We start from the raw sequence: 22,776 nt of genomic DNA on the forward strand, positions 1-22,776 counted from the left end.
ACAGTGTTATGGGAGTATTTAAACCCGGTTGCAAATTCTTTCCATATCGTTACCATAGAAGAAACTCTAACCTAATTCGAACAAACTGAAACTTTGATTATGAATACACAACTTCCCCCGGCATCTCAACGTCCTGCTTTCCTAGAAAAAGGATATTGGATTGCTGACCCCCTTGATTATATGGATACCCATGTTCGAGAATATGGGGATATCTTTACCAATTATATTCTCGGTGTAAACACTCCTTGGATTTTTGTTAGCCATCCCCAAGGCATTCAAAAAATTTTAACCGATGATGTCTTTGAAGCTCCGGGTTCTTTGAATACAATTTTAGAGCCTTTAACGGGAAATAAGTCTATCTTTTTGTTGGAGGGCGATCGCCACAAACGAGAACGGAAATTATTAATGCCATCCTTTCATGGGGAAAGAATGCGAGACTATGGAGAATTAATTACGGATATCACCCAAAAAGTTATCAATCAATTCTCAGAAAAAGAGACTTTTCTTGCTAGAGAAACCATGCAAGAAATTTCCTTAGATGTGATTCTCAAAGTTGTTTTTGGGGTATATACAGGAGAACGATATAGTCAGTTGAAACAGCTATTATCAGGAATGTTAGACGTTTTTAAATCCCCCCTCAGTTCTAGTTTTTTATTCTTTCCAATTTTACAACAAGATTTTGGTTCTTGGAGTCCTTGGGGATATTTCTTAAAACAACGCCAACAAATTGATGCGTTATTATATGCTGAAATTCGAGAACGTCGTGAAAACCTCGATGAATCTCGCACGGATATGCTGCATTTAATGATGACTGCACAAGATGAAGAAGGTAACTCAATGACGGATCAAGAACTACGAGATGAGTTACTAACATTCTTATTTGCCGGACATGAAACAACTGCTACAGCGATGTCATGGGCGTTATATTGGATTTATCGTCAGCCAGAAGTCCATGAAAAATTAATGTCAGAGTTAACAAATTTGCCCTTGAATGCTGAGGGAATGGATATTTTTCGCTTGCCTTATTTAACGGCTGTTTGTCAAGAAACTTTGCGAATTTATCCCGTTGTCATGTTAACATTTGCCCGTACTAATAAAGAATCAGTAGATTTAATGGGTTATCAATTACCGCCAAAAACTTTAGTAGTCGGCTGTATTTATTTAACCCATAGACGAGAAGACTTATATCCGCAAGCGGATCAATTTAAACCCGAACGCTTTTTAGAACGTAAGTTTTCTCCCTATGAATTTTTGCCCTTTGGAGGCGGAAGTCGTTTATGTTTAGGAATGGCCTTAGCTCAATATGAAATGAAGTTAGTGTTAGCTACCATTTTGTTAAATTATGAGTTAAATTTGTTGGAAAAACAACCTGTAAAAGCAGTCCGTCGAGGGGTAACTTTAGCACCCAAAGGAGGGATTAAAATGCAACTTCAAAAAAAACGGCTACAACCCCAAAAAACTATCGATTTAGTCCGTACAGTGTAGTCTAGTTTCGACCTGTAATATCCACGAAAAATATCCCGGTTTAGTGCTAGAATCGACTCAGGGGGATAAAAACTTTTAACAAAATTTTTATTCTCCATACCCAGGGATATATCAAAGATAAATAAGGGACAATAAATTGACCCGAAAAGCCAACAGATTAACCCCTTTAACAATCAATTCTTGAGTCAGCAATTGATTAAACTTGACCTCTATACAAAAAGTTAGTTTTTGTTTAGAATTGAGATAGATGATTAAAATAGGTATTCTATTGTCATAATCATTAAAATACCCAGATCTGATGATCTAGTGAGTCAGTCTAGGGACATAGAGGTTAATCATGGTCAAAAGTCTTGAGGAACTTTTAGGATTAACTGAAGCTTTAGTCATAGCAAAAGGTAAAAATCCCCTAAGTTATATCCAAAAAATAATTTTAACAGAAGCCTTATTAGAAACAAAAAAAACCTACGATCAAATAGCTGAAGAGAATGGTTATTCTCCGAGTTATTTAAAAAATGGGGTTGCCCCTCACCTTTGGCAACTCTTATCGGACTTGGTGGGCGAAAAAGTGACTAAAGCAAATTGTCGCTGTTTATTAGACCGGGAATTAGGGACTAAAATTATCCCTAACGTTTTTCCAGAACTGGTTTTACCTAAACCCATTTCTTTAGAATCTCCCGAAGGCCAGGTTCCGCTTAATTCTATATTTTATATTGAGCGTTCCTCCAGTGAACCAATGTGTTATCTCGAAATTAAAAATCAAGGGGCATTACTGCGAATTAAAGCCCCTCGAAAGATGGGAAAAACTTCTTTAATGGCTCGAATTTTAGATTATGCTCAACAGCAAAATTATCACCCGGTTCGTTTAAGTCTTCATCTGGCGAGTAGTTTAGTTTTTACCTCAACAGAAAAATTCTTACGTTGGTTGTGTGCCAATGTGACTCAACAGTTAGGATTAGAATCGGAACTCGATGAATTTTGGGATGAAGATGTAGGAGCATTAGTCAGTAGCTCTCTCTATTTCCAAGGATATTTATTAGAGAAAATTCAGCAACCTATTGTATTAGCAATGGATGAAGTTAATCAATTATTTGAGTATCCGTCCTTAGCGCGTGATATCTTGGCTTTATTGCGATCTTGGCATGAAGAAACACGGGATATTAGTAATTGGCAAAAACTAAGATTTGTGATAGTTTACTCCACCGATATTTACATTCCTTTAGACACTAATAAATCTCCCTTTAATGTCGGTTTAGGTATTGATTTATATCCTTTTAATCTTGATCAAGTTAAAATTTTATCTCAAAGGTATGGATTAACCTTAACCGATCAAGAATTAAAAAAACTTACAGAATTTGTTGGGGGATTTCCTTATTTAGTGCGATTAGCTTTTGATCATTGTGTGCGTCGAAATATTCCCCTTCCAGAGTTGTTAGAACAAGCGAACACCGATATAGGAATTTATAGTGATCATCTCCATGAACAGTTATGGTTACTTCAACAAGATCCTGATTTAGTTGCCGCTTATCAACAAATTATTAGCACAACTCACCCCATCAAAATCGAACAAGTAAAAGCCTTTAAATTAAAAAGTATGGGGTTAGTTCATATTCATGGAAATCAAGTGATTCCCAGTTGTGAATTATATCGACAATATTTTCAAGAATCTTTTAGTGAGGTTTGATATTAATCTAAAATTGAAAAAAAACTTTATATAGCGACTTTTAATCATGATTAAAACCCAATTCATTGTAGGGGCGAGGCGCGCCTCGCCCCTACGACAATATGTTACCATTAGAGAGTAAATTTTAATGGGATTAATCCAATGACCTCTATCTATATTTAGGTCGATACAAATGTTTGATCAATCAATCTATATGACAAATAGTTTAGAAGATTTGAGATCCGGTAATGCAGCCAGACAAGCTGAAGCATTACTAAAGTTAGTTGATGATGAAGTTTATGAAGCTGTACCGGATATTCTACCCTTATTAAACTCACCAGAAACTGCAATTCGTTCTAGTGCGGCGTACGCATTGGGTTATCTGGGAATTGATCAGGTTAAAACAGTGGGTTTAGCCTTAATGGATAGACTGAATGATCCTGAAGAAATTGTTAGGTCTGATGTCATTGAAGCTTTGGGAGCATTGCAATATATTGAGGCTATTACTCAAATTAAATGTAAATTAATTAACGATCCTTCTGCTTTAGTTCGTGCTTCAGCCGCAGAAGCATTGGGAGAATTGGGAGAACCTGAAGCAATAGAAACATTAGAAAAATCATTATTAAAACTAGACGAAGATGAAGCTGTTCGCGCCTATGCTGCAAATTCTATCGGTCTTTTAGGGAGTGATTTAATTTTACCAAAACTCAAAAATCATCTTCAATACTTTGAGAAAAGTATCAAAATAAAAGCAGAAGTATTAGGAGCAATATATTATTTAGGTACAAAAGAAGCTTTACAACAGCTTGTGGGATTATTAGATCATGCAGATGAAGATTTAGCCATCCCTATTCTTAATATTTTAACTGATTTAAAAGATCGGACAAATTTAGATCAACTCTTACAAGATGCGCCTGAAATGGAAAGTAAATTGACAAATATTAGTCAAAAGATACCGATTTTAATTGCTCATAAAAAAGAAATTTTAACAGCTTAATACAGAAACCCGGTTTCTCCCAGAAACCGGGTTTCTAGGAAATTAATTTCTCAATTGTACAGGCATGACTAAATAGGTCATTTTAATCCCACCTAACGGATTAACAATAACCGGGCTAGTTGCTGCATTCAACTGGAGAGAAACTTCCGAAGCATTAAATACTTTTAAACCCTCTAATAAGTATTTAACATTAAAGGCTAATTCCTTGGGTTCATCTCCTGAAATTTGAGCCGGGAGAGATTCTAACGCATTCCCCACATCGGCGGCTTCTACGGATAAAGCAATTTGTTGATTAACGTGATCAACGCTACATTTCACAATATCATTTTTTTGGGACGCTAAAACTGCAATTCGTTCTAAAGCTCCCACAAACCCTCGTCGATCCAAATTAATTTGATTTAAAAATTGTTTGGGAATTAAAGTTTGATAAGCGGGATACGCGCCTTCTAATTTGCGAGTATTTAATCGTTGTTCTCCTAGTTCAAAAATAACTTGACTTTCATCAAACCGTAAGGTAATTACCACCGGAGAATCGTTTTTAGACGCGCCATGGCTCGTCTCTACACTTCGCATCGCCACCATCCGTTCCACTTCCCTTAAAGCTCGTGCAGGAACAGTCACTTCAAATTCTTCTAATTCTTCATCGGGATCAGTTTCACTTAAATTTTCTGTTTGTACAACGGCTAACCGATGACCATCCGTTGAGGCAAATTCTATCGTATTATTTTCAACCTTTAAATGTACCCCCGTTAACACTTGTTTCGTTTCATCAGGACTGGTCGCAAATAACGTTCCTTTTAATCCAGAAATTAAAGATTCTGCTGCTAAATGAATTGAATCTCCGGCTTGAATAGACGGTAATTCTGGATATTCTTCCGCCGCCATTCCTCGAACTTGATAGCGTCCTGAACTGGAAGTTAAAGTTACAATTGCCTCTCCCATGTCATCATCAAGGGTGATTTCTCCCCCTGGTAAACGGGAAACAATATCATTAAATAATTTAGCCGGGACGGTTAAAGTTCCTCCCTCCTCAACCGTTGCTGGCATACTCGCCCGAATGCCTAAACTTAAATCAAATGCTGTTAAATTGACTCGTTGATTTTCTTCATCTACATCAATTAAAATATTAGATAAAATGGGATGATTGGGACGAGAAGGAATTGCCCTAGAAACCCAAGATAAATTAGAACTTAATTTGTCCTGCTCAACAATAAATTTCATAATGACCTTAAGACTCATCAGTGTTCCCAGAGGAACTCTCGCCAACGGTTTCTGATGTTGACGAGAGAACCAAACCTTTGATTATACCTTACCCAACTTCGATTTGATCCCAATAAAATAAGCAGAATTTGCCTAGCTCATCCCCCTGGAGAGTCGAAAATTGCAGGGGATATGCAAGGGTTTTCAGGGGATGACCTGTGGAAAACCTGTGGAAAACTTGTGAAAAACAGCAAGACTTTAACCGGGGAATTCCCTGATATCATAAGGCTCTTATCTGTTTTTGGCGTTATCCACAACATTTTCCACAACCCACCCTCAAGATGTCGGGTTTCTATTCTTTCTTCTCCTGTTCCCTGTTCCCTGTTCCCTGTTCCCTATAATTCTAATGAGAACGACTGGTAAAGTTAATTTGATCGCTGAGTTGTCTTAAGGTTTGGGCTAAATCAGGATCTTGGTGGCGTAACTGGGAAATTTTTTCACAACTATACATGACAGTGGTGTGATCTTTTCCCCCAAATAATTCTCCAATTTTAGGTAAGCTTAAATCCGTATGTTGTCGCATCAAATACATCGCCACTTGACGAGCCAAACTAATTTCTCGCCGTCGAGAATTGCCTTTTAAATCTTCAATAGAAACCTTATAAATTTCTCCCACAATTTGCATCACCGCTTCCGGGGAAGATTCCTCTAATTTTTCCCGTGAGGTTAAAACTGGGGCAATATTATCTACGGTCATGGCTAAACCCGAAATCGATAAATAGGCGATCGCACGAATTAAAGCGCCTTCTAATTCCCGAATATTAGACCGATAATTAGACGCAATATATTCAATCACTTCACGGGGTAAATGCACATTTTCATATTCCGCTTTTTTCTGTAAAATTGCCATCCGGGTTTCCAAATCCGGTGGTTGAATATCCGCCACTAATCCCATCGAAAATCGAGAACATAAACGCTCCTGTAATCGTGGAATTTGATGGGGCGGACGATCAGAAGCTAATACCACTTGTTTTCCGGCTTCATGCAGGGTATTAAAGGTATGAAAAAATTCCTCTTGGGTATATTCTTTCCCCTCAATAAATTGAATATCATCTATTAATAAAACATCCGCTTCCCGATAATGTTCTCGAAAACTCTGCATACTATCTCGACGAATGGCCGTAATTAAATCATTGGTAAACTTTTCCGTTGAAACATAAAACACTTTAGAATAAGGCGCAATTTCTAAACGATAATGACCAATGGCTTGCATTAAATGGGTTTTTCCCAACCCTACACCCCCACACAAAAACAAAGGGTTAAACTCCCGACCCGGAGACTCCGCCACCGCTAAAGAAGCCGCATGAGCCAAACGACTATTCGCCCCGACCACAAATCGAGAAAACACATATTTGGGGTTTAAATTAATCGGTTTGGGGGGTAGATCGTGAGGGTTTTCCATTCCCAGGGGAGCGACGGGAGATGGCCAAACAAAATGAGATCCGCTAGAATCCGAGGCAGATTCGTTAATTTGGGTTGTAATATAAATTTCTACCGGATAACCCAAAATGTCCTGGACTGTATCGGCGATCAACTCTCGGTAATACTTCTGGAGCCAATTACAAGAAAACGGGTTTGGCGTGCGAATGATTAAACAATTGTTGTCTAGTTGTTGTGCCCAAGCGGTTTTAATCCAGGTATCAAAGGTTGGACGTCCCAATTGTACCTGGAGACGTTCAAGAACTTGATCCCAGAGATGATCGATGGGGAGTTCCATAGCTAGACCCACGAGTTCAAACTACAGGATAACAGTTTCTATAAGATCCCTGAGACAGAAGCAACGGAAATTTAAAATTTTTCAACTTCTGCAAACCCTGGAAAATAAAAGCGATAATAATAAAGGAATATCTAATTAGAGTCAACATCAATCAATAGGAGGCTTAGAAAAACCCTGAACTCTAGGAAATAGTTCAAAACTACTGATATTATAAACCTCTTAAAATCTGTTGATGAAGAGTACATCTGACAAAGAAAATCGCCAAAACCCCCTCCGTACTGTTTTCTTATTACTGATCGGAGGCGGGGTTGCTTTACTCGGTGATCGCTGGTTAGCCACCCGCAACGCTTCAATTGTTCCATCGTCAACCCCTCAACCTCTGGCTCAAGTTTCCCCTTCTGCTTCTGCTAATGCCAATAATAACGCAAGCTCTCCCCCCAACCCGACGGCTTGGTTAGGTCAAAAAGCGAATTTAGCAGCTGCGTTAAAGCCTGTAGACTCTAACTTTATTGTCAATGCTGTTAATGAAGTTGGGCCAGCCGTGGTTCGGATCAATGCCTCTCGTCAAGTGGCTCGTCGAGGATTTGATCAGTTTGGGGATGGCTTTCCAGAGGAATTTTTTGGGGCTCAACCCCCTCAACGCCGTTCTAATGGCCCTGTTGAACAAGGGACGGGTTCAGGGTTTATTCTGTCTGCTAATGGCATCATTATGACCAACTCTCACGTTGTTGAGGGAACTGATCGGGTGCAAGTGGTTTTAAAAGATGGTCGTCGGTTCGATGGAAAAGTCCTAGGATCAGATTCAGTCACTGATGTTGCTGTGATTAAAATTGATGCGGATAATTTGCCTAGTGTGAAAATTGGCAATTCTGAGACTTTATCCCCTGGAGAATGGGCCATTGCCATTGGTAATCCGTTAGGATTAGATAACTCGGTTACGGTGGGAATTATTAGTGCGACAGGACGCTCTAGTAGTGATGTCGGGGTTCCTGATAAACGCATTGGCTTTATTCAAACTGATGCGGCTATTAACCCTGGAAATTCAGGGGGGCCCCTTCTGAATGCTAGAGGAGAAGTCATTGGAATGAATACCGCTATTATTAGTGGCGCTCAAGGGTTAGGATTTGCCATTCCGATTAATAAAGCTCAACAAATTGCCCAACAATTAGCGACAACGGGAACTGCTGAACACGCCTATTTAGGCATTGAAATGGTAACACTCAGCCCCGAATTGCGTCAAGAATTAAGAGAAACTCCCGATTTAGAGTTTCAACTTACTCAAGACAATGGCGTTTTAATTGTTAATGTAATTCCGGGTTCTCCGGCAATGAAAGCTGGATTAAAACCGGGGGATATTATTGTAAAAATTGATGATAAACCTATTACCAAATCGGATGCAGTTCAAGAATTAGTGCAAAATCAAAATGTAGGAACTCCGATGAAAGTAGAGTTAAACCGTAAAGGACAACCGCTAACTTTAGAAGTCAAAACGGGGAATATGCCTAAACAAATTCAAGGGTAATCAGTTATCAGTTATCAGTTATCAGTTATCAGTTATCAGTGTAGAGACGCGCCATGGCGCGTCTGTACCAGTTATCAGTTATCAGTTATCAGTTATCAGTTGATAAATTAGTTAAGAGTTGGTAACAGTTAACTTTTAATCAAATGAGTGAAATTTTAGTGATTTCTGAATTAGGAAACCCTGTTTTGCGGGGTTATGCTCATCCCATTGAAAATATTGGCCAGGAGCAAATTCAAACTTTAATTGATAATTTAATTGTCACGGCTTCTCAAGCTAATGGGGTGGGAATTGCCGCACCTCAAGTGGGAATGAGCGATCGCTTATTTATTATGGCTTCTCGCCCTACATTGCGTTATCCTAAAGCACCCGTGATGGAACCCACTGCAATCATTAATCCTAAAATTCTCAACCATTCTCACGAAACGGTTAAAGGTTGGGAAGGCTGTTTAAGTGTTCCGGGAATTCGAGGGTTAGTTCCCCGTTATCAATCCATTGAAGTAGAATATACCAGTCGGGAGGGGAAACTCTGTTATCAGGAATTCACGGATTTTGTCGCTCGAATTTTTCAACATGAACTCGATCATCTCGATGGTATTGTATTTTTAGATCGGGTGGAAAGTACCCAAGATCTGATCACAGAAGCTGAGTATCAAAAACGTCTTGTTCATTCTGCGGAATAGCTTCCTCATTGAGTGTAGAGTAGTAGTAATTTTATTTGAGGAAAATGGATTTAAAGCCATGACAATTAATTTAACTAAAGGGGAACGCATTAGTCTTTCTAAAGAAGCACCGGGTTTAAAAAAAGCCGGACTTGGATTAGGATGGGATATTAATGCTTCTGATACGGGATCGGCTTTTGATTTGGATGTGTCGGTCTTTATGCTCGGAAGTAATGGTAAAATTCCGAGTGAACAATATTTCGTATTTTATAATAACTTAAAATCTCCTGATGGTTCTGTAGAATCCTTGGGAGATGATCGCACTGGAGAAGGGGGTGGCGATGATGAAACCATTCTGGTTGAGTTAAATACGGTTGATCCCAATATACAAGAAATTGTCTTTGTCGCCACCATTTATGAAGCAGAAACCAGACGACAAAATTTTGGACAAGTCCGTAATTCTTATATCCGAATTTATAACAATGAAACCGACTCTGAAATTACTCGCTATGACTTAGAAGAGGATTTTTCCAGAGAAACCTCAATAGAAATGGGTCGCCTCTATCGAAAAGATGGTGAATGGCGATTTCAGGCTGTTGGACAAGGTTATAATTCCGGTTTAGAAGGTTTTGTTCAACAATATACCTAAGACGTTTGGCTGTTGACGGTTGATGGTTAATGGTTAACCGTCAGCCGATAATCCTAATAGAATTTACAATTTGAGGAGTTGATTAATCATGTCCATTAATATTAGAAAAGGGGAAAGGATTAGTTTAGCGAAAGAAGCCCCTGGCTTAAAACGAGCATCCATAGGTTTAGGATGGGATGTAAATGCTAGTGATACAGGGGCAGCTTTTGATTTAGATGCTTCTGTTTTTATGTTAGCAGAAGATGGTAAAATTCCAGTCGATGAATATTTCGTATTTTATAATAACTTAATTTCTCCTGATCAATCCGTAAAACATTTAGGAGATAGTCGCACTGGGGAAGGAAGCGGGGATGATGAAACCATCATTGTAGAGTTAACAAAAATCAATCCTTCTATTCAAGAATTAATTTTTGTGGTTACTATCCACGATGCAGATCAACGGCGACAAAACTTCGGACAGGTGAGAAATTCCTATATTAGAATTTACGATGATGACACTCAAACCGAAGTCACAAAATACGATTTAGAAGAAGATTTCTCACGGGAAACGGCCGTTGAATTTGGGAGATTATATCTCAAAAATGGTGAATGGCGGTTTCAAGCCGTCGGACAAGGTTACAATTCTGGATTACAGAGTTTTGTAGATAAATACGTTTAATTTATTAGGAGTTTAATCATGGCTATTAATTTAAAGAAAGGTCAAAGCATCATTCTCGATAAAAACGAATATGATTTATCAAGAGTCGTGATGGGATTAGGATGGGATGTGGCAAAAAAAGGATTATTTGCAGGATTATTAGGAGGAAATGCAGATTTTGATTTAGATGGATTTGCCTTATTATTAGATGCTCAAGGAAAACTCAAAAATCAACAAGAAGATGTAATTTATTTTGGGCATTTAGCCACAAAAAATAATACCGTAATTCATTCAGGAGATAACCTCACCGGACAAGGTTCAGGAGATGATGAACGAATTATTATTGAACTTAAAACCCTTCCAGCAGCTTATCAACGGATTATTTTAGGCGTGAATATTTACCATGCAGAAGAGCGTAAACAGCACTTTGGAATGGTTAATAATGCTTTTGTTCGGTCAATAGATGCGACCGGGAAAGAAATTGCGCGTTATAGTCTTTCTGGTGAAACGACTTACTCCGGGCAAATTTCTATGTTACTCGGAGAACTATCGCAACAAAACGGACAGTGGAAATTCCAAGCATTAGGAACACCTTTAAACTTAACGTTAAACGGTGTTGTGCGTTCGTTTATGTAGAGTTTATCTGAGCCTAAACAGGTAGGGGCGGATGATTCGGGTATTGATTGATGGGTGTTGTCACCAATCTTGATCCAAATCCACCACCCCTAGAACTGCAAATCGGTTTTAAACGCTATTTTGTTGACACTCCCTAGCCTGAAGGCGTGGGGATTCTGGGTTCAATGAAACCACTTAATCAAAGTACCTTGCAGTGCTTTAACCAGAGGTGGGATTCTCCCCCAGCGTAAATTCGGATATGCCCTACCCTATTCGCATGACTGCGAGTTCTTTTTTGTTTAAAAACTGGTCGTCTAGTTCCCATGAATCTTTTACCCACTGCTGGGGAAAACTAGAACTGTGCAGTAGAACCGCATAGATTTAATTGTCAAGGTGAGCGTGCGTTTTACCTTTAGGCAACTAGGTTTTTAGACAGGTTATTTACCTTTCCTGTTATCCCAAATGGTAGCACGATTGGATGTCAATAGACAACCCAATATAAAGCCTAACTAGAAGTTAGGGGTTTTAAACCCATTTTTCTGATAACGTTTGTCTTGAAAACTAGCTGGCTTTGCGGGATCGCCGAGATTAGCGTTTTTTGGGAACCATCGTTTCAATATTGATATCACCCAACGCAACACGAGTTGCGGGATTGATGGTCGGAGTAACAGCCGATGCTAAACCCAGGAAGTTCCGAGGATCGCCAGCTTTGGCTTGTTTTTCTTGAGGAATAAAGCGACGAACTTCGTTTTGCCAAACGATTTGAGGGAAACCTAGCTGGTTACGGTGGTACTCGTTATAGCGAGGTGTTCTGAGATTAAAAGGAACTTCCCCTTCATTGCGCTGAAGCAGAACCCGACGGCGTTGGTAAGGAACCGTATCATACCCGAAGTTATCCAGGTATTCATCGCTATCGAGTAACTCATCAATAAAGCCTTTGGGGCCTTTGTTCGCAACCACAATCGACCATGCGATCTTTTCACGTTCGCTATAAACATCCCGTCCTAAAATGCGTTGAACACACATTTCAACAAAACGGTAGTTGCTATTGGTTTGGTAGTTGCGAGACAGGAAAGGATCGGAAGTTGCTAAACCCCGAATGAAATCCCGTACATTAATTTGACCAAACTTAAGCTGAGACTCTAAGCAGGTTTGACGATTGCTTTTGAGCATTTGATGTTCGCTGTAAATTTGGCGATAAGCAGCCCAAATGATGTCATTCCACTCAGTACCAGCAGGCATATTTTCAGCCGTAAAGATTCTGGGTTGTTCATCACCGGCTACTTCAAAGCCAGCAACGCGAACATTGCGGCTGGTCGGGCCATAGCTTAATAAAGGAAGCGCCACCTTAATATCTCCTTAATCTCGAACTCAACGTCGTTTGTTATCTTGTGTTGACATCCTCCACTGCCTAAAGGCAAGTAGATTCCTACCAGGCAAAGCCTCTCGGTGGGTTGACGGATCAAGAATTGCCTAAAAAATAGGTCTTACACTCTCTCCACGTCCGTTTTAAGTCTCCGAATGCCTTCCGGCGACCCCCCTAAAACAATCTTGGGTTCTTAATTTTGCCTCAAGTTGGGATTTTAGACCCTTAACTTTTGGCTTCCCCGTACTCCTTAAGTTCACAGTCGATGCTGTTTTCAAAGTCGGGTGGGTCTGTTACCCTCTAAATCTTAATACGAAGCCATCCTAGAAGGACGGAGTGTGAAACCCAAATTTTCGGTTATTTTAACCAGGATCGCTCAGAGCTTTAGAGCAACATGGTTGGCTATCCTACAGATTAGGGGATTAAGGCAACTCCATCTCAACTTTCAGGAATCAACGCAATAATATGTAACATTTTTTGACAAGGAGACAGGGGGACGGGATCAGCATCTCCCACACTACCCCCGATTTCTATGCTAAAGTCAAGATTAAATCCCCTAGGGGGGGATAAAGGTTATGATAGATTAAATTATGATAATTTACTTAATAAATCTTAAAGATCTTGCTTAACATTCTAGTAGGTTTTATTTTGACTACCACTCAACCGATTCAGTCCACCTCTCGATTGATGCAAACGGTTCTGGCCAAAGTTAGAGCATCTCAGACTTGGCTCGTATTTGCAGCATCGGTGTTTCTCATCTCCGTTCCTGTCTTTTTCCAAGCGCCCCTGGTGCGACAATGGCCGGAACTCACCTTAGTTCTGACCTTGGGATGGCTTGGAATCAGTTGGAGATGGCTGAGGAACCCCGTTACTTGGGTTTGGGGAGACTTAATATTAGGATTTAGTTGGAGTTGGCTAACCGGGGCGATTTATTGGGGGTGGTTACGGTGGGAACCTTTGTTACATTTACCTGTAGAAGCTTTAGGGGTTCCCTTTGCGGTTTGGTGTTTATATCGAGGCTGGGGTAAAGTGGGGAACTGGTTTTATCTGGGTTCTTTATTTGGAACAGCAGTGACAGATGGATATTTTTATATCACCGGATTAATTCCGAGTTGGCGACAACTGATGCACGTTGAACCCGCCTTAGCGTTACCGATTTTTCAAAATGCCCTCCAAATCGTCAGTACCCCTTGGGGAATTAGTTGGGCTGTGGGATTTGCCTTATTTTTATTTGGGGTTGGGGTTTTTCCGTTACAATCTAAAGAACTACATTGGTGGGCATTTGGGGGAGCCGTATTGAGTACAATTTTAGTAGATAGTTTATTTTTGATTGCAGCTTGTCTGGCTTAAACAGAACTTAAAAGAGGGTGCTGAGAAAAAATGTTTATGATCATAGGCGTGGCTTTTTAACCGTGTTAGCTTCTCAAAAGTCATAACTTTAATCCCCCAATGCCCCCTACCCACTGATTGTGACCTTAGAACCCACTCCCCACTTAGTCTTACATACCGAAGGTGGTAATCACTATTTACCACTGATGGGTAAAAATTACTGGACATTGGGTCGTAGCGAAGACAATACCTTTGTCATTAAAGACCGATGGATTTCTCGGAATCATGCGATGTTGCAACGCATGGAAAATGGCGAGTTTTTTTTAATCGATTTAGGAAGTCGAAATGGTTCCTTTGTCAATGGTCGTCGGGTTAGTATTCCCGTCACACTTCATAATGGTGATCATATTATTTTTGGACAAACAGAGTTAGAATTTTATTGTCCTGATATTACCCAGGAAACAGACCCTTCGGAACCGGAATCTGAGGATTTTACCGCTACATTAACCGTGCGTCGCTTAATATCGGTGATGGTGATGGATATTCGAGATTTTACCGTATTAACTCGACAATTAGATGAACGAATTTTATCAGAAGTAATTGGGCGTTGGTTTCGTCACGCCGGACAAATTATTCGAGCTAATGGAAGTTGGGTCGATAAATATATTGGGGATGCCATTATGGCGGTTTGGTTTCATGGAACCCAAGGGGTAACACCCCAAGAAATCCTAAAAATTGTCACAGCATTAAGTGAGTTACACAAAATTACATTAGAATTAAGTCATCTTTATCCCCTGCCTTTTCCCTTACGAGTAGGGGCTGGAATCAATACCGGATATGCAATGGTAGGAAATACCGGAAGTGGCGGAAGTGCGGACTATACAGCCTTGGGAGATACCGTTAATGCGGCGTTTCGTTTGGAGTCAGCCACGAAAGAAATTGGCAGTGATATTGCGTTAGGAGAAACAACTTATCAATATCTAGCCCAAGCTTGTCCTCAACAAAGTTTTAAACAACATACCGTTCATCTTAAAGGTTATGATACCCCGACGATTACTTATGGGGGAACATTTGCCAATTTAGATGAGGTTTTAGGACTCAAATCAGAAGCATAAATTTATTCTCCAAAACGATATCCTTTACCATAAACGGTATGAATTAAAGGTGTTTCTCCCGTAATTTCAATTTTTCGTCTTAATAAACGAATTTGCGCTGCTAAAACATTACTGCTGGGTTGTTCACCTTCTCCCCAGAGATGTTGATGGATTTGATGATGGGTTAATAACTGTCCTGGATACCGCATCAAATAAGCTAACAGTTGGCTTTCTTTTTCCGATAAATCAATAATTCGCCCTCCCCGATAGGCGAGTTGATTTTCGGGGTCTAATTCTAAATCTGCCACTTGCAAACGGTTAGAATTTGTAACGGGGGATTCGGTGACGGGATAGCGACGTAATAAAGCCCGAACTCTCGCTAATAATTCTCGAAGTTCAAAGGGTTTCATTAAATAGTCATCCGCCCCAGCATCTAACCCGTGAACTCGATCATCAAGGGTATCTTTTGCCGTTAAAAATAAAATCGGGGTTCGATTTGATTGCGATCGCAATTCTTGACAAATTTCTAACCCGGATTTTTGAGGTAACATCCAATCTAAAATTAACAAATCATACGGATTTTGACGAGCCAACTCACAACCCAAACGCCCATCGGTTGCAATATCAACCGTATATCCTTCACGGCTTAATACCCGACTCAAGGGTTCCGTTAATTCAACTTCATCATCAACTAATAAAATTCGCATTAGAAAGAGGGAACAGGGAACAGGGAACAGGGAACAGGGAACAGGGAATTACGAATTACGAATTACGAATTACGAATTACGAATTACGAATTACGAATTACGAATTACGAATTACGAATGGGGAAGAGCTTTATTAAAAACTAACAAAGCTAACAGATAAAACTCAACTATTAACTATTAACTGATAACTGATAACTGGTACAGACGTGCCATGGCACGTCTCTACTGATAACTGATAACTGTTAAAAATACATCATTTCAGGCTCTAAACAAGCTGCATCAATCCATTGCTGCATGGCTGGAAGCGACCAAATGGTTTTAACATAGTCCTGTTCAATGAATCCTAACTTGACATCATAGGTAATAAACCGAGAAACAACGGGGGCAAATATGGCATCAGCAATGGTAAATTTTCCGAATAAAAATTCACCACCAGACCCATACTGTTGACGACATTCTCGCCAAATTGCGGTAATTCGATCAATATCCCCTTGTACCCCAGGTTTCATTCCTTCTCTGGGGTAACGAGTGCGACAATTCATTGGCATTTGTTGCCGTAAATTAATAAATCCGGCGTGCATTTCATGACTCACCGAACGAGCAAAAGCTCTAGCTTCTCGGTCTTGAGGCCATAAATCCCGAATAAAATTTTCAGCAATATATTCACAAATAGCGAAGGATTCCCAAACCGTTAAATCTCCATCTAATAGCACCGGAACTTTTCCCGATGGAGAATAGCGCCTGATTTCTTTGTGGGTGTTGGGAGTACCCAAATCAATCATAATTTCAGCAAAATCAAGTCCTACTTGTTTTAAAAGTAACCAAGGACGTAATGACCAAGACGAATAATTTTTATTGCCGATCACCAGAGTTAACTGTCCCATAATCTGGTAAATAAAAGTTGGGGTAATTATTGCAGTTTCATCGGATAGCGATTTGCTGCTGTGTCACTGTCTCTATAAATCCCAAATCCCTCATTTTTCATATTTTATGATCACCGTAGCACTGCCTAAAGGCGCTTTATTAAAAGACAGTATCCGGCTTCTGCAAGCCGTTGGACTTGATTTTAGTGCTTTTTTAGATCCGAGCAATCGACAACTTCAGATTCATGATCCCACCGAAACCGCTAAGGGTTTGTTAGTGCGGGCGCAAGATGTCCCTGTTTATGTGGAATATGGCCAAGCGCAGTTGGGGATTGTAGGTTATGATGTCCTGCGGGAGAAAAAGCCTCAAGTCGCTTCTCTGGTTGATCTCAAATTTGGCAAATGCCGGATGTCGGTAGCTGTTAAACAATCAAGTCCCTATCAGCGTCCAGTAGAATTGCCACCCCATAGTCGGGTTGCGTCTAAATTTGTCCACTGTGCCAGCGAGTATTTTGAGAGTTTAGATTTACCAGTTGAAATTATACCGCTATATGGTTCCGTTGAATTAGGGCCAATTACGGGAATGTCTGAAGCGATTGTTGATTTAGTGTCTACAGGTAAAACTTTACAACAAAATGGATTAACAGAAATAGAGGTTTTATTTGAAAGTACAGCTTACTTAATTGCTCATCCATTAAGTTATCGTTTAAATACAGGCGGACTGAAGGATTTAATTAGTCAAATTCGAGAAGAATTAACGGTTAAATTGTAAACCTGAACTTAATGATTTAACATTCCAAAGGAGATAAAGGTTTAGTCGGGATTTCTGCGGCATTAGCCTTGACAAGTTGCTCAAAAATCCGAGGTTCTACCGGGCGACTAAACCAATATCCTTGTAAACAATCACATTCATGATCTCGGAGAAATTGTTGTTCAGCTTCCGTTTCTACGCCTTCAGCAACGACTCTCATATTTAAACTATGAGCCATGACAATTGTTGCTTTTACAATTGCTGCATTTTTAATATGGCGGTTCACATCTTGGACAAAACAACGATCTAATTTGAGGGTGTCAAAGGGGAATTTTTGCAAATAACTTAATGAGGAATATCCTGTCCCAAAATCATCTAAAGAAAGTCCGATTCCTAAATTCTTCAGTTCATGGAGAATGGCAACGGAACGTTCAGGATTTTTAACTAAAACACTTTCAGTTAATTCCAATTCTAAATATTTGGGATCTAAACCCGTTTGTTTTAAGACTTGCATCACATACCGTCCTAAGTTGCGCTGATGAAATTTAACCCCCGAAACATTGACAGCAACAGAGAGTTCAAATCCTTGATTTTGCCATTGTTTCACTTGTTGGCAAACTTGACGAATCATCCATTCATCAATTTCCACAATTAAATCATTTTCTTCAGCAATACTTAAACATTCCAGTGGCGGAACAAGCCCTCGTTGCGGATGTTTCCACCTAAATAGTGCTTCAGCCCCAATAATTTTTCCGGTTTTCAAGTCGAGTTGAGGTTGATAATGAATAATAAATTCTTCGTTGTCTAACGCATGATGCAGATCAATTTCTAAGCGAAACCGATCTTGAATTTTTGTCCAAATTTCATTCGTATAGAGAAAATAAGAATGAGTTCCCTGCTGTTGAGCTTGACGCAAGGCAATATTGGCTTTAATTAGTAAGTTATCAAAATTATCATCATGTTGGGGATATAAAGAAACCCCTAAACAGCATCCTAATAATAATTTATAGTCACAAATCTGGATGGGTTTTGATAAACAGCTTAAAAGTTTTATAGCAATTTCTTCGATTTCTTCAGGGTCGGAAATAGGCGGTAAAATTAAGGCAATTTTTTCATCTTTAAATTTAACAACAAATCCGGCTCTTTTGAGTTCTTCATGAATCCGATTAATCACCGCCTGAACTAGAATATCTCCATAATCTACTCCTAAATAATCTTGAAACCGTTCTAGGCGATCTAAACTTAAAATAAAGACTGGAACTAACTGATCCGGTGAGTCAATTCCTTTAATAATTTGTTTGAATTTACTTTGTAAACTTAAATGAGCCGTTAAATTAATCTCAGATTCATCTTCCCGATTGGCGGTTAATTGAATTAACCCTTGAGATTCAGATAATGACAGGGGGAGATTAACTCGTTCCTGTTTATTAAACTGCGCTTGAATGGCGGCTAATAGTTCCGATTTACTATAAGGTTTTGTGAGATAGTCATCAGCACCCAATTCCATCACCCGTCGTAAATTGCTGCGTTCATGTTGGGCGGTTAAACAAATGAAGGGAATGGAGAGGGTGTCCGGGTTACTGCGTAAGTATTCTAGCACGCCATAGCCATCCATTTCAGGCATGATTAAATCACATAAAACTAAATCGGGTTGTTGGCTGTGTAGGAGTTTCAGACCTACTTGTCCATTATCGGCTTCGAGGAGTTGAAACCCTTCCGCATGGAGAATTTTTAGTAAACTCCGACGGAGCAGAACATCGTCTTCAATGACTAGAATTTTTTTCATCGTTTTTACTTAACCTCAAATCGGATTCTAAGTTCTTATAGACTATAAATCTTTTGGTTATTGATTGTCTCTGATTTTAATAGGGAGGGTTTCGTGGAAAAAGATAAAAGATATTATATGACTTAAGATATATCATTGATGATTCAACCGTCGTGATAGAAAAAAAATAATCCTGTGAGATTTTACACAAAAAGATGTGATCTATATCGCTAAAACACGAGCATAACCTTCAAAATGCCCGTACTTATACGGTTGTAAGTCTCGAAACAAGACTGTTATCTGTAACCCAGTGACGATTGGATAGCCATCATTACTAACACCTTAAGCTAACCGAACTGAACCAAATATTTAATAGAAAATAGGTGATACTAAAGTCCTTTCAATGCTTACTCTTCCCAGTTAAGCTGTTCGCTCTTCCCCATTCGTAATTCGTAATTCGTAATTCGTAATTCCCTCTTCAAGTCGTTAACAACAACTAGAACTCTCAGGAGAACAGCAGGAATTATCAGAATTTGTAATTGTAACGTGATAATTTTTGCCTTTGGTTTCTTCCGGTTTACGAATCACATTGCGTCTACAATCAAACTCTGGGGCTGATTCTAAAGGAATCGTTTCATGGGGTAAAATTCCTAAAATATCTTGACAATAGGGGCTGTTTATGTTAGTATAAATGTGATAGGTTTTATCACAAACTGCCATCCGTTCACCTCGATATAAAATATGTCCGTCATCGTCCATCACTTGTTTCCAAGGGCCTTTATAAATCACGGCTTGATTCACATCTAAACAGGGGCCGTCTTTGCCTTTAAACGCACAAACGGTTAAAGAACGAAATTCAATGCCATCAATCACTTGCCAAGGTTCTTCCTGTCGAGCTAATATTTTAATTCCATAAAATCCCGCTTGTTCAAAGCGTTGTAAAAATTCATTTTCTCGAAAGGCTCCCGCAATACAGCCACTCCAAAGATCGGGATCATTTAAAATATCAGGAGTTGGATCTTGATCACAAACAATATCTGAAATAACCGCCCGTCCGCCTCGTTTTAAGACTCGATAAATTTCTTGAAATAGTTGATCTTTATCTTGGGGGCGGACTAAGTTTAAAACGCAATTAGAAATCACCACATCAACGCTATTATCTGCAATTAAAGGATTTTGTTGACGCAGGCGATCGCATTCTAACTCAAATTCTGTAATTTGTTCAATCGACTGAATGGGATGATTGGTTAACCACTGTTGAACTTGATCTAAATCTAAGGCTAAATCCTGAATTTTTGCTTTAACAAAGCTTGTATTAGCATAACCTAATTTTTGAGCAATTTCCCCTTGATAGCTGCGAGATAACGCTAACATGGTATCATTAAAATCGACCCCAATGACTCGACCCGTATCCCCAACTTTTTGAGCAATCATATAACAATTTTTTCCCGCCCCAGAACCTAAATCTACAACAATTTCTCCGGGGTTAACATAACGAGTCGGATCACCACAACCATAATCTTTTTCAATAATTTCTTGAGGAACAATATCTAAATATTGATTTTCTTGATAGTCCACAGGACAACACAGAGAAGGCTGTACCGTTGTTGCGCCAGCTTTATAACGTTCAATAACCGTTTCTTCAATATTGTAATTCATAAAATCCGCAATAGGTAACAATAAACTATAACTGACAACTAAAAACTGACAAGGTACAGACGCGCCATGGCACGTCTGTACTGATAACTGATAACTGATAACTGATAACTGATAACTGATAACTGATAACTGATAACTGATAACTGAATTAACCGCCCCAGATTTTTTTAATTACTTCATCGGGAGAGATATCAGACATTTTTCCGGTGGGAGATTTAATGCCAATCACGCGATCGCTTTTCGGTAATAATTTAGCAGGTTCAGTGGGGCCAAATAATGCAATTGTATAAGTACCCACCGCAACAGCCAAGTGCATCGGAGCACTATCGGTACAGAGCATTAAATTCGCCGAAGCGATCATTGCCGCTAATTTGCCAATATCATCCGGTTGGGTGACTTTAACTTGGGGACAAGATTGGACAATTTCACGCACTAACGCGACATCTTCTGGCCCCTGGACAATAACAACAGGAAGGTTAGGTTGTCGTTGTTGAATATCTTGAATAATTTTTTGCCAACTCGCAACCGGGTAAATTTTATCAATACCTTTTTGTTGCGCTAACTGACTAGACCCCCCATGAATCAAAATATAACCACTTTCAGTAACCCCCAGACGTTTTTGTTCAGCATCTCCCCAGTCAATATCTAGTTTAGGAACATTAATGGATAATCCAGAGAAGGGGGTGGTAATTTGTAACCCTTTAAGCAGGTCATAATACATTTCGGCGGCGTATTGTTCGGGTTTCAGGGAGACTGGGTTGCTAATAAACATCCCTTCACCGCCACCCGCGTATCCAACGCGAATGGGGATACCCGTTAACCATAATAACAACCCCACCGTCCAACTTTGACCCAAGGATAAGACCACTTCATATTCTCGGTCACGGACAATACCCAGAAAATTTCCCCAGTCGGCTAAACTGTTACGTTCCTTGAAATCATAGGTTAAAACTTCCGAAACCGACTTACAAACTCGATAAGCTCCCTTGGCCCTGGGTTCTACCATAACAGAAATTGGGGCTTCAGGATAAGCTTGCTTCAGGCCATCAAGCGTCGGAAAAAACAAGATTTGATCGCCTATTCCACCTGGGACAAGGGCTAGTATTCTCATTAGTAAAGAGTTAATCTACAAGATCAGCTTAATTCTAATATGAACACAGGATTGTCAATCTTACCTCTAAATTTTCACAATGCACTTATTAATTCCAGCAGCAGGGATGGGACGACGAATGGGAAGCGATGGGCTACGCCCAGCCGGAGGCTATCGCAACAAATTGCTTTTGACGTTATTGGATAAACCGTTATTGACGTGGACACTCTTATCGGCGGAAGCAGCAACCTGCATTGACTGGATCGGGATCATGGGTCAACCTGTGGATTTCCCTGAGTTTAAGGATATTTTAGCCACTGTTAACTTAAGTAAACCTGTGGAGTTAATTCAAGGGGGAGATACCCGTCAAGAGTCGGTTTATAATGGCTTACAAGCCTTACCCAGCGATGCAGAACAGGTCTTAATTCATGATGGGGCTCGCTGTTTAGCCACACCACAGCTATTTGAGCGCTGTGCACAAGCATTACAGGAGTATCAGGGGTTAATTGCTGCTATTCCGGTCAAAGACACGATTAAGGTGGTGGATGAGGATGGATTAATTTTAGATACCCCTGAGCGTAAACAGTTATGGGCGGCACAAACTCCCCAAGGCTTTAATGTGAAACTCTTAAAAGACTGTCATGAGCAAGGGCGTCAACAACGTTGGGAAGTGACCGATGATGCGGCATTATTTGAAAAATGTGGGTTATCGGTTCATATTGTGATGGGAGAAGAAACCAATTTAAAAGTTACTACTCCTGTTGATTTAAGTGTGGCTGAATTTATTTTAAAAGCCAGACACAACCCGTAGGGGCGGGGTTATCCCCATTGGTGTCAACTTAAGGAAAAGATTGGAGGCGATCGCAACGGCTAATGCGAGTTGAAGAGGGCGATGAGTAGTCGCCCTGGGGAGGTGGCAACTGGTTGTGTTAGTTTAAAGGGGCGATCGCA

General features: G+C 39.8%; 20 protein-coding genes. 12 read left to right on the forward strand and 8 right to left on the reverse strand.

Annotated elements, in window-relative coordinates:
• Window positions 1-99: 99 nt before the first annotated feature.
• The 3 genes from IQ236_RS19770 (at window position 100) to IQ236_RS19780 (ending at window position 4,142) form a co-directional block, all read left to right on the forward strand.
• Window positions 100-1,485, forward strand: a complete 1,386-nt coding sequence (locus tag IQ236_RS19770; RefSeq protein WP_193870879.1) for a cytochrome P450 — start codon at window positions 100-102, stop codon at window positions 1,483-1,485.
• A 337-nt stretch (window positions 1,486-1,822) separates the two neighbouring features.
• Window positions 1,823-3,166, forward strand: a complete 1,344-nt coding sequence (locus IQ236_RS19775; RefSeq protein ID WP_193870880.1) for an AAA-like domain-containing protein — start codon at window positions 1,823-1,825, stop codon at window positions 3,164-3,166.
• A gap of 193 nt (window positions 3,167-3,359) precedes the next feature.
• Window positions 3,360-4,142 carry a HEAT repeat domain-containing protein gene (locus IQ236_RS19780; RefSeq protein WP_193870881.1) on the forward strand — a complete coding sequence of 261 codons (783 nt, stop codon included), beginning with the start codon at window positions 3,360-3,362 and terminating at the stop codon, window positions 4,140-4,142.
• 42 nt (window positions 4,143-4,184) lie between these two features.
• Here the strand turns inward: IQ236_RS19780 and dnaN are convergent, their stop codons facing one another.
• Together dnaN and dnaA are read right to left on the reverse strand one after the other, a co-directional pair.
• On the reverse strand, window positions 4,185-5,363 hold the full coding sequence (gene dnaN / locus IQ236_RS19785) for a DNA polymerase III subunit beta (protein WP_193870882.1): 1,179 nt from the start codon (window positions 5,361-5,363) through the stop codon (window positions 4,185-4,187).
• A 382-nt stretch (window positions 5,364-5,745) separates the two neighbouring features.
• Window positions 5,746-7,119 carry a chromosomal replication initiator protein DnaA gene (gene dnaA, locus IQ236_RS19790; RefSeq protein ID WP_193870883.1) on the reverse strand — a complete coding sequence of 458 codons (1,374 nt, stop codon included), beginning with the start codon at window positions 7,117-7,119 and terminating at the stop codon, window positions 5,746-5,748.
• 232 nt (window positions 7,120-7,351) lie between these two features.
• Here dnaA and IQ236_RS19795 point away from each other — a divergent pair, with 232 nt between their 5' ends.
• From IQ236_RS19795 to IQ236_RS19815, 5 genes are all read left to right on the forward strand, one after another.
• The gene (locus tag IQ236_RS19795; RefSeq protein ID WP_193870884.1) at window positions 7,352-8,641 is read left to right on the forward strand and encodes an HhoA/HhoB/HtrA family serine endopeptidase; all 1,290 of its coding nucleotides are present in this window, start codon (window positions 7,352-7,354) and stop codon (window positions 8,639-8,641) included.
• A 143-nt stretch (window positions 8,642-8,784) separates the two neighbouring features.
• Window positions 8,785-9,321 (forward strand): peptide deformylase, encoded by a 537-nt coding sequence (gene def / locus IQ236_RS19800; RefSeq protein WP_193870885.1) that lies wholly within the window; start codon window positions 8,785-8,787, stop codon window positions 9,319-9,321.
• 58 nt (window positions 9,322-9,379) lie between these two features.
• Window positions 9,380-9,949, forward strand: coding sequence for a TerD family protein (locus IQ236_RS19805; RefSeq protein WP_193870886.1), 570 nt, complete (start codon window positions 9,380-9,382; stop codon window positions 9,947-9,949).
• A gap of 88 nt (window positions 9,950-10,037) precedes the next feature.
• A complete protein-coding gene (locus tag IQ236_RS19810; protein ID WP_193870887.1) occupies window positions 10,038-10,607 on the forward strand; it encodes a TerD family protein in 570 nt (189 codons plus the stop codon).
• Window positions 10,608-10,625: 18 nt separating this feature from the next.
• A complete protein-coding gene (locus IQ236_RS19815) occupies window positions 10,626-11,222 on the forward strand; it encodes a TerD family protein (protein WP_193870888.1) in 597 nt (198 codons plus the stop codon).
• Between the two features lie 567 nt (window positions 11,223-11,789).
• On the opposite strand, the gene IQ236_RS19820 is transcribed toward IQ236_RS19815, so the two are convergent.
• Window positions 11,790-12,548 carry a phycobilisome rod-core linker polypeptide gene (locus tag IQ236_RS19820; protein WP_193870889.1) on the reverse strand — a complete coding sequence of 253 codons (759 nt, stop codon included), beginning with the start codon at window positions 12,546-12,548 and terminating at the stop codon, window positions 11,790-11,792.
• A 637-nt stretch (window positions 12,549-13,185) separates the two neighbouring features.
• Between IQ236_RS19820 and IQ236_RS19825 the strand changes: the two genes are divergently transcribed.
• Both IQ236_RS19825 and IQ236_RS19830 read left to right on the forward strand, forming a co-directional pair.
• On the forward strand, window positions 13,186-13,917 hold the full coding sequence (locus tag IQ236_RS19825; protein ID WP_322744264.1) for a DUF3120 domain-containing protein: 732 nt from the start codon (window positions 13,186-13,188) through the stop codon (window positions 13,915-13,917).
• A 116-nt stretch (window positions 13,918-14,033) separates the two neighbouring features.
• Window positions 14,034-15,011 (forward strand): adenylate/guanylate cyclase domain-containing protein, encoded by a 978-nt coding sequence (locus tag IQ236_RS19830; RefSeq protein WP_322744265.1) that lies wholly within the window; start codon window positions 14,034-14,036, stop codon window positions 15,009-15,011.
• A 2-nt stretch (window positions 15,012-15,013) separates the two neighbouring features.
• On the opposite strand, the gene rppA is transcribed toward IQ236_RS19830, so the two are convergent.
• On the reverse strand, window positions 15,014-15,697 hold the full coding sequence (gene rppA / locus IQ236_RS19835; protein WP_193870890.1) for a two-component system response regulator RppA: 684 nt from the start codon (window positions 15,695-15,697) through the stop codon (window positions 15,014-15,016).
• Window positions 15,698-15,939: 242 nt separating this feature from the next.
• On the reverse strand, window positions 15,940-16,581 hold the full coding sequence (locus IQ236_RS19840; protein ID WP_193870891.1) for a glutathione S-transferase family protein: 642 nt from the start codon (window positions 16,579-16,581) through the stop codon (window positions 15,940-15,942).
• Window positions 16,582-16,687: 106 nt separating this feature from the next.
• On the opposite strand from IQ236_RS19840, the gene hisG reads away from it, so the two are divergent.
• Window positions 16,688-17,332, forward strand: coding sequence for an ATP phosphoribosyltransferase (gene hisG, locus IQ236_RS19845; protein ID WP_193870892.1), 645 nt, complete (start codon window positions 16,688-16,690; stop codon window positions 17,330-17,332).
• Between the two features lie 16 nt (window positions 17,333-17,348).
• Here the strand turns inward: hisG and IQ236_RS19850 are convergent, their stop codons facing one another.
• The 3 genes from IQ236_RS19850 to IQ236_RS19860 all read right to left on the reverse strand — a co-directional run bounded on the left by IQ236_RS19850 (window position 17,349) and on the right by IQ236_RS19860 (window position 21,846).
• On the reverse strand, window positions 17,349-19,097 hold the full coding sequence (locus IQ236_RS19850; RefSeq protein WP_193870893.1) for a two-component system response regulator: 1,749 nt from the start codon (window positions 19,095-19,097) through the stop codon (window positions 17,349-17,351).
• Between the two features lie 465 nt (window positions 19,098-19,562).
• Window positions 19,563-20,735, reverse strand: a complete 1,173-nt coding sequence (locus tag IQ236_RS19855; RefSeq protein WP_193870894.1) for a methyltransferase domain-containing protein — start codon at window positions 20,733-20,735, stop codon at window positions 19,563-19,565.
• A gap of 148 nt (window positions 20,736-20,883) precedes the next feature.
• Window positions 20,884-21,846 (reverse strand): glycosyltransferase family 9 protein, encoded by a 963-nt coding sequence (locus tag IQ236_RS19860; RefSeq protein WP_193870895.1) that lies wholly within the window; start codon window positions 21,844-21,846, stop codon window positions 20,884-20,886.
• Window positions 21,847-21,925: 79 nt separating this feature from the next.
• Between IQ236_RS19860 and ispD the strand changes: the two genes are divergently transcribed.
• Window positions 21,926-22,636 carry a 2-C-methyl-D-erythritol 4-phosphate cytidylyltransferase gene (gene ispD, locus IQ236_RS19865; RefSeq protein ID WP_193870896.1) on the forward strand — a complete coding sequence of 237 codons (711 nt, stop codon included), beginning with the start codon at window positions 21,926-21,928 and terminating at the stop codon, window positions 22,634-22,636.
• Window positions 22,637-22,776 lie beyond the last annotated feature (140 nt).

Origin of the sequence: Planktothrix mougeotii LEGE 06226 (genome assembly GCF_015207485.1) — a bacterium.
GTDB lineage: Bacteria > Cyanobacteriota > Cyanobacteriia > Cyanobacteriales > Microcoleaceae > Planktothrix.